The sequence below is a fragment of the Pseudonocardia alaniniphila genome, from assembly GCF_022524485.1.
Classification (GTDB): domain Bacteria; phylum Actinomycetota; class Actinomycetes; order Mycobacteriales; family Pseudonocardiaceae; genus Pseudonocardia; species Pseudonocardia alaniniphila.
This window is the reverse complement of record NZ_JAKXMK010000027.1, coordinates 138257-144667: the sequence shown is the minus strand read 5'-3', so window position 1 is coordinate 144667 and position 6411 is coordinate 138257. Positions and strand designations below refer to the sequence as shown.

Here is a 6411-nt window from a genome sequence, read left to right as displayed (position 1 = left end):
ACCAGCACACCGACCGGCAGGTCCACCAACTGCAACACCGTCGGCTCGCCGAAGATCGACACCTCGCCACCGAACGGGATCACCGAGAACGCCACGAACGCCGGAATCGTCGAGATGACCGGCGCGATGAAATACACCCGCTTATCGGCCATCACCGGCATGATGTCTTCCTTGAACGCCAGCTTGAGCCCGTCGGCGAGGCTCTGCAGCCAACCGCCTGGGCCCACCCGGTTCGGGCCCGGACGCTGCTGCATCCGGCCCACCACCTTGCGTTCCAGGTTGATCATGAACAGCGTGAGCACCACGCCGATCGCGAACAGCGCCACGACCTTCAGGATGATCAGCCAGATCGGGTCGTCCGCGAGCAGCTGCTGCGTGCGCGTCATGCCGGGCTGCACCTGCGCGAGCAGGTTGGTGGTCATGCCGTCACCCCCACAAGGTCACCGTGACCGGCTCCGAGAACACTCCGCACGTGGCTCCCGGCCGAGTTCGCCGGCAGCCACACGACCCCGTCCGGCAGGTCGGCCAGCGCCACGGGTAGCGAGACCGCACCGCGGTCGGTGCGCACCGTGGCCGGCTCACCCTCCACGAGCCCGAGCCGTTCGGCCGTGGCGGCGTTGAGCCGCGCGTACGCGGGCCGGGCCGTGCCCGCCAGTGCGGGCTCGTCGACGGCGAGCGCGGCCTCGTCCACCAGCTGACGCCAGGTGGCGAGCACCGCCTGACCGAAGCCGGGGCGCAGCGGCTCGACCGGCGGCACCGACGGAGCAGCGGAGGTGGCCCGTGCCGCGAGCCCGAGGCGGGCGAGCTCTCCGGCCGCGGCGGCCGGCGTCTGCGTGAACAGGTCGACGTCCATCTCGACGGCCAGCGTGTCGAGCACGCGGCAGTCGGGAAGCACGCCGCTCGCGTCGAGGGCGGGCCCGAACTCGCGGCGCCTGCCCTCCCAGTTGAGGTAGCTGCCGGAACGCTGGGCGTCCGGAGCGACCGGGAGCACCACGTCGGCCAGTTCCGTGACGGCCGAGGCGTGCATCTCCAGGCTGACCAGGAAACCGACCTCCCGCAGCCCGGCGAGGGCGGCGGCGGGGTCGGCCAGGTCGTGCGGGTCGAGCCCGCCGACCACCAGCGCGGCCAGCTCACCGAGGGCGGCGGCCGCGAGGATCTCGTCGGTGTCGCGCCCCGGGGTGGCGGACAGCGTGCCCGCCGCGAGGCCCCATGCCGACTCGACCTCGGCGCGCGCGGCCGCGTCGGCGACGGGGCGGCCGCCGGGCAGCAGCGTGGGCGCTGCGCCGGCGTCGAGCGCACCGCGCTCACCGGCCCGGCGCGGCACCCAGCCGACGGCGGCACCGGTGCGGGCGGCGAGCGCCGACACGGCGGAGTACAGACCGGGAACCTCGGCTGCGCGCTCACCGACGAGGATCACACCGCCGCCGGTCAGCGCCTCGACGACGTCCGCCGGGAGCTCCCCGAGGACGGCCGCCTCGGCGCCCGGCACCGAACGGACCAGGTTGTCCTTGGCCGCCGGGGCGGCGGAACCGAGCTCCAGCGAGGTGCGCTCCACCGCAGGCGTGGTCCACTGGCCGAGGTGGTACACCCGCTGACCGTGCTTGCGAGCCGCCTTGCGCAGCCGCAGGAAGACGATCGGCGACTCCTCCTCCGGCTCGAACGCCACGCACAGGACCGCGGGCGCGGCCTCCAGGCGGGCGTAGTCGAGCGCCTCAGGACCCTGGCCCACGACGTGCGCGGCGAGGAACTCCAGCTCCTCGCCCGAGTGCGGGCGGGCCCGGAAGTCGATGTCGTTGGTGTGCGCAGCGACGCGGGCGAACTTGCCGTAGGCGTAGGCGTCCTCGACGGTCAGCCGGCCGCCTGCGAGCACCCCGATGCCACCCTCGCGGGCGGCGAGGAGGCCCTGCGCAGCAGCGGTGAGCGCCTCGGTCCACGACGTCTCGGCGAGCACCCCGTCGGCACCGCGGACCATCGGCCGGGTGATCCGCTGCGGCGAGCGCAGGTAGCGGAACGCGAACCGCCCCTTGTCGCAGTTCCACTCCTCGTTGACCGCAGGGTCGTTGCCTGCCAGGCGCCGCAGCACCGTGCCGCGCCGGGTGTCGACGCGCTGGGCACAGCCCGATGCGCAGTGCTCGCAGACCCCGTCGGTGGACACGAGGTCGAACGGGCGGGAGCGGAACCGGTACGCCGCGCTGGTCAGCGCCCCGACCGGGCAGATCTGGATGGTGTTGCCGGAGAAGTAGCTCTGGAACGGCTTGTCCTGCGCCACGCCGATCTGCTGATGCGCACCGCGCTCCAGCAGATCGATGAACGGGTCGCCGCCGATCTCCTCGGAGAACCGGGTGCAGCGCTGGCAGAGCACGCAGCGCTCGCGGTCGAGCAGCACCTGCGTGGAGATCGGGAGCGGCTTCGGGAACGTCCGCTTGGTCTCGACGAACCGCGAGTCGGTGCGGCCGGTGCTCATCGCCTGGTTCTGCAGGGGGCACTCGCCGCCCTTGTCGCAGATCGGGCAGTCCAGCGGGTGGTTGATGAGCAGGAGCTCCATCACCCCCTCCTGGGCCTTCTTGGCCACCGGGGAGGAGTGCTGGGTCTTGACGACCATGCCGTCCGCCACGGTCATCGTGCAGCTGGCCTGCGGCTTCGGCATCGGCCGCCCGCCCATCTCCACCTCGACCAGGCACTGGCGGCAGGCGCCCGCCGGGTCGAGCAGGGGATGGTCGCAGAAGCGCGGGACGATGATCCCCAGCCGCTCGCACGTGCGGATCAGCAGCTCGCCCTTGGGCGCGTCGACCTCGAGGCCGTCGATCGTGAGGCGGACGTGGCCCTCGGGTACGGGCCGCGCCTCCTTCTTCTCCTCGGGAGCGAGTGTCATGCCGTGGCTCCGGTCAGCTCGGCCAGCTGCTCCGGACGTGCCACCGCGGGTTGCTCGGCGATCAGGTCCAGGAACTCCTGGCGGAAGTACTTGATGGCGCTCGTGATCGGGCTGGTCGCACCGTCACCCAGAGCGCAGAACGAGCGGCCGAGGATGTTGTCGCAGATGTCGAGCATCGTCTCGACATCCGCCTCGGTGCCCTCGCCGTGCACCATGCGCTCGAGGATCTGCACGAGCCAGTAGGTGCCCTCGCGGCACGGGGTGCACTTGCCGCACGACTCGTGCTTGTAGAACTCCGTCCACTTCATGACGGCCCACGGCACGGAGACGGTCTCGTTGAAGACCTGCACCGCGGTGGTGCCGAGCATGGAGCCGGCAGCAGCCGCACCCTCGAAGTCCAGGGGAACGTCGAGGTGCTCGGCGGTGAAGATCGGGGTGGAGGAACCGCCCGGCGTCCAGAACTTGAGCGGGATCCCGTCCTTCATCCCGCCCGCGAGCTCCAGCAGCTGGCGCAGGGTGATACCCAGCGGCGCCTCGTACTGGCCGGGCTTCTCCACGTGCCCCGACAGCGAGTAGATCTTCGGGCCGGGGCTGCGCTCCGAACCCATCAGCCGGAACCAGTCACTGCCGCCCTGGACGATCGCGGGAACCGAGGCGATCGTCTCGACGTTGTTGACCACAGTGGGCGAGGCGTACAGACCAGATGTTGCCGGGAACGGGGGCTTGAGCCGAGGTTGACCGCGACGACCTTCGAGCGAGTCGAGCAGCGCCGTCTCCTCGCCGCAGATGTACGCGCCGGCACCGGCGTGCACCACGATGTCCAGATCGAAGCCGGAGCCGAGGATGTTCGTGCCGAGGTAGCCCTTGGCGTAGGCCTCGTCCACGGCGCGGCGGACCCGTCGGATGCAGTGCAGCGCCTCGCCACGCACGTAGATGGCGCAGAAGTTCGAGCGGATCGCGTAGCACGTGATGATGCAGCCCTCCACCAGCGAGTGGGGGTCGGCCATCATCGTCGGGATGTCCTTGCAGGTGCCCGGCTCGCCCTCGTCGGCGTTCACCACGAGGTACTTGGGCTTGGCGCCCGGACCGGTGGACCCCTGCGGGATGAAGCTCCACTTCATGCCCGTGGGGAAGCCGGCTCCGCCGCGGCCGCGCAGACCGGAGTCCTTGACCAGTTGGATGAGCTGGTCGGGCTGGGCGGTGAGCGCGTGGCGCAGCGCCTGGTAGCCCTCCAGCTGCTCGTAGGTGTCGATCGACCACGAGCGGGGCGAGCGCCAGCGCCGCGTGAGCACCGGGGTGAGCGGATCGGGCGCCGGCGGATTCGTCTGGGCAGTGGTCATGACTTCTTCTCCGGGAGATCCGGTAAGGCGGGAGGGGCGTCGGGCATCGACGGGGCGACCCATCCGCGGTCGGCCGCGAGCTGAGCGCCGCGCACCGTCTCCGGCGCGATCGACGGGCCTTCGACGCTGCGCTCGAGGTCGGGGAAGATCCCGGCCAGCTCGAGCTCCACGGTCCTGAGGTCCGTCAGTGGCGCGCCGCGGGTGGGGGCGGGCCGCTCGCCGCGCTGCAATGCGGCGACCAGTTCGTCGGCCGACTCCGGCGTCTGGTTGTCGAAGTACTCGTAGTTGACCTGGAGCACCGGAGCGAGGTCGCAAGCGGCCAAACACTCTGCGTGTTCGAGAGTGATGGAGCCCGGCGTACCCGGCTCACCCGCGGTCTCCTCGTGTCCCACCCCGAGCTTGTCGCTGAGTCGCTTGTAGATCTCGTCGCCGCCGAGAGCCGCGCAGAGTGTGTTCGTACACACGCTGACCAGGTGTTCTCCGCATGGCCTGCGCTTGTACATTGTGTAGAAGGTGGCTACCGCGGAGACCTCGGCGGTGGTCAGTTCCAACGCTTCGGCGCAGAAGCGGATCCCGTCCTGACTGACGAAACCCTCCACCGACTGCACAAGATGCAGGAGCGGGAGGAGGGCCGACCGTGACTGGGGGTAGCGCCCGATGATTTCCTTGGTGCGCTGCCGCGTCAGCTCGTCGAAGACGGGGGACACCGGCGACGGCTCCTGCGTCACCGGTTCCCATACGACCTCCCCCGGCGCGGTCAGCTCGCCGTACGACTCCGGGGTGCCTTCCGGCAGCGTCATCTCGCTACCTCGCTCTGGCGCTCACGCTGAGCCGATCTTTCGCTCGCACGCTCGCTCATCGGTCCACGCCTCCCATAACGGGGTCGATCGAGGCGACCGCGGCGATGACGTCGGCGACCATGCCGCCCTCGCTCATCGCCGGCATCGTCTGCAGGTTCACGAAGCTGGGGTCACGGACGTGGACGCGCAGCGGGCGCGTGCCGCCGTCCGACACCAGGTGGCAGCCCATCTCGCCGCGCGGCGACTCGACCGCCGAGTAGACCTGCCCGGCCGGCACGGAGAAGCCCTCGGTGACCAGCTTGAAGTGGTGGATCAGCGACTCCATCGACTGACCCATGATCTTGCGGACGTGCTCGAGGCTGTTGCCCATGCCGTCCGCACCGATCGACAGCTGCGCGGGCCAGGCGATCTTGCGGTCCGCGACCATGACGGGCCCCGGCTCCATCTTCGCCGCGGCCTGCTCGATGATCTTCAGCGACTCGTGGATCTCGGCGACACGCAGCCGGTAGCGCGCGTAGCAGTCCGCCTCGGTGGCCGTGGGGACCTCGAAGTCGTACTCCTCGTAGCCGCTGTAGGGCTCGACCTTGCGCATGTCCCACGGCAGGCCCGCCGCCCGCAGGATGGGCCCGGTGGCCCCGAGAGCGAGGCATCCGTCGACCGGCAGATAACCGACGTTCTCCAGGCGCTGGCGCCAGATCGGCTGGCCGGTGAGCAGCTTGTCGTAGTCGGGCAGCCGCTGCTTCATGATCTTGACGAAGTCGGCGACCTTCTCGGCCCAGTCCTCCGGGAGGTCCTGCGCGAGACCGCCGGGCCGGATGTACGCGTGGTTCATGCGCAGCCCGGTGAGGAACTCGAGGAGGTGCAGCACCTCCTCGCGCTCGCGGAAGCCCGCCGTCATACCGGTGAGCGCGCCCAGCTCCATGCCGCCGGTGGCGAGGGCGACCAGGTGCGACCCGATCCGGTTGATCTCCATCAACATCACGCGGGCCACCTGAGCGCGGCGCGGGACCTCGACGCCCAGCAGCTTCTCCACACCGAGGCAGTAGGCGGCCTCGGTGAAGAGCGGCGAGAGGTAGTCCATGCGCGTCACGAACGTGACGGCCTGGGTCCAGGTGCGGAACTCGCAGTTCTTCTCGATACCCGTGTGCAGGTAGCCGATCACCGATCGGGCCTGCGTCACCGTCTCGCCCTCGAGCTCCAGCACCAGCCGCAGCACCCCGTGGGTGGACGGGTGCTGGGGACCCATGTTGATGACGATGCGGTCGTCGTGCTCGTCGTCGAGGAACGTGTCCCAGTCGCCACCGGTGACCGTGTAGACCGTGCCCTCGGTGGTCTCACGCTCCGATGCGTACGCGTCCGGAACAGGAGCGTCGTCGCGGATATCCGTCATGTCGCCGCC

The 6411-nt window shown here is 70.3% G+C and carries 5 protein-coding genes; all 5 read right to left on the bottom strand.

All coding sequences use genetic code 11. The features are described from left to right. Positions 1–386, bottom strand: a 386-nt coding sequence (locus MMF94_RS28715) for an NADH-quinone oxidoreductase subunit H (RefSeq protein WP_241040349.1), incomplete at its 3' end; no start/stop codon positions are given. A gap of 32 nt (positions 387–418) precedes the next feature. Next, on the bottom strand, positions 419–2872 hold the full coding sequence (locus tag MMF94_RS28710; protein ID WP_241040331.1) for an NADH-quinone oxidoreductase subunit G: 2454 nt from the start codon (positions 2870–2872) through the stop codon (positions 419–421). Continuing rightward, positions 2869–4212, bottom strand: coding sequence for an NADH-quinone oxidoreductase subunit NuoF (gene nuoF / locus MMF94_RS28705; protein ID WP_241040330.1), 1344 nt, complete (start codon positions 4210–4212; stop codon positions 2869–2871). Before nuoF ends, MMF94_RS28710 begins: the two co-directional genes overlap by 4 nt. Then, positions 4209–5012, bottom strand: coding sequence for an NADH-quinone oxidoreductase subunit NuoE (gene nuoE, locus MMF94_RS28700; RefSeq protein WP_241040329.1), 804 nt, complete (start codon positions 5010–5012; stop codon positions 4209–4211). The genes nuoF and nuoE overlap by 4 nt, the downstream gene beginning before the upstream one ends. A gap of 55 nt (positions 5013–5067) precedes the next feature. After that, positions 5068–6402, bottom strand: coding sequence for an NADH-quinone oxidoreductase subunit D (locus MMF94_RS28695; protein ID WP_241040328.1), 1335 nt, complete (start codon positions 6400–6402; stop codon positions 5068–5070). Between the last annotated feature and the right edge of the window lie 9 nt (positions 6403–6411).

Bases quoted from the DNA above. Each gene is read 5' to 3' on its own strand.
- MMF94_RS28695 (WP_241040328.1), bottom strand. From the start codon at position 6,402: ATGACGGATATCCGCGACGACGCTCCTGTTCCGGACGCGTACGCATCG.
- nuoE (WP_241040329.1), bottom strand. From the start codon at position 5,012: ATGACGCTGCCGGAAGGCACCCCGGAGTCGTACGGCGAGCTGACCGCG.
- nuoF (WP_241040330.1), bottom strand. From the start codon at position 4,212: ATGACCACTGCCCAGACGAATCCGCCGGCGCCCGATCCGCTCACCCCG.
- MMF94_RS28710 (WP_241040331.1), bottom strand. From the start codon at position 2,872: ATGACACTCGCTCCCGAGGAGAAGAAGGAGGCGCGGCCCGTACCCGAG.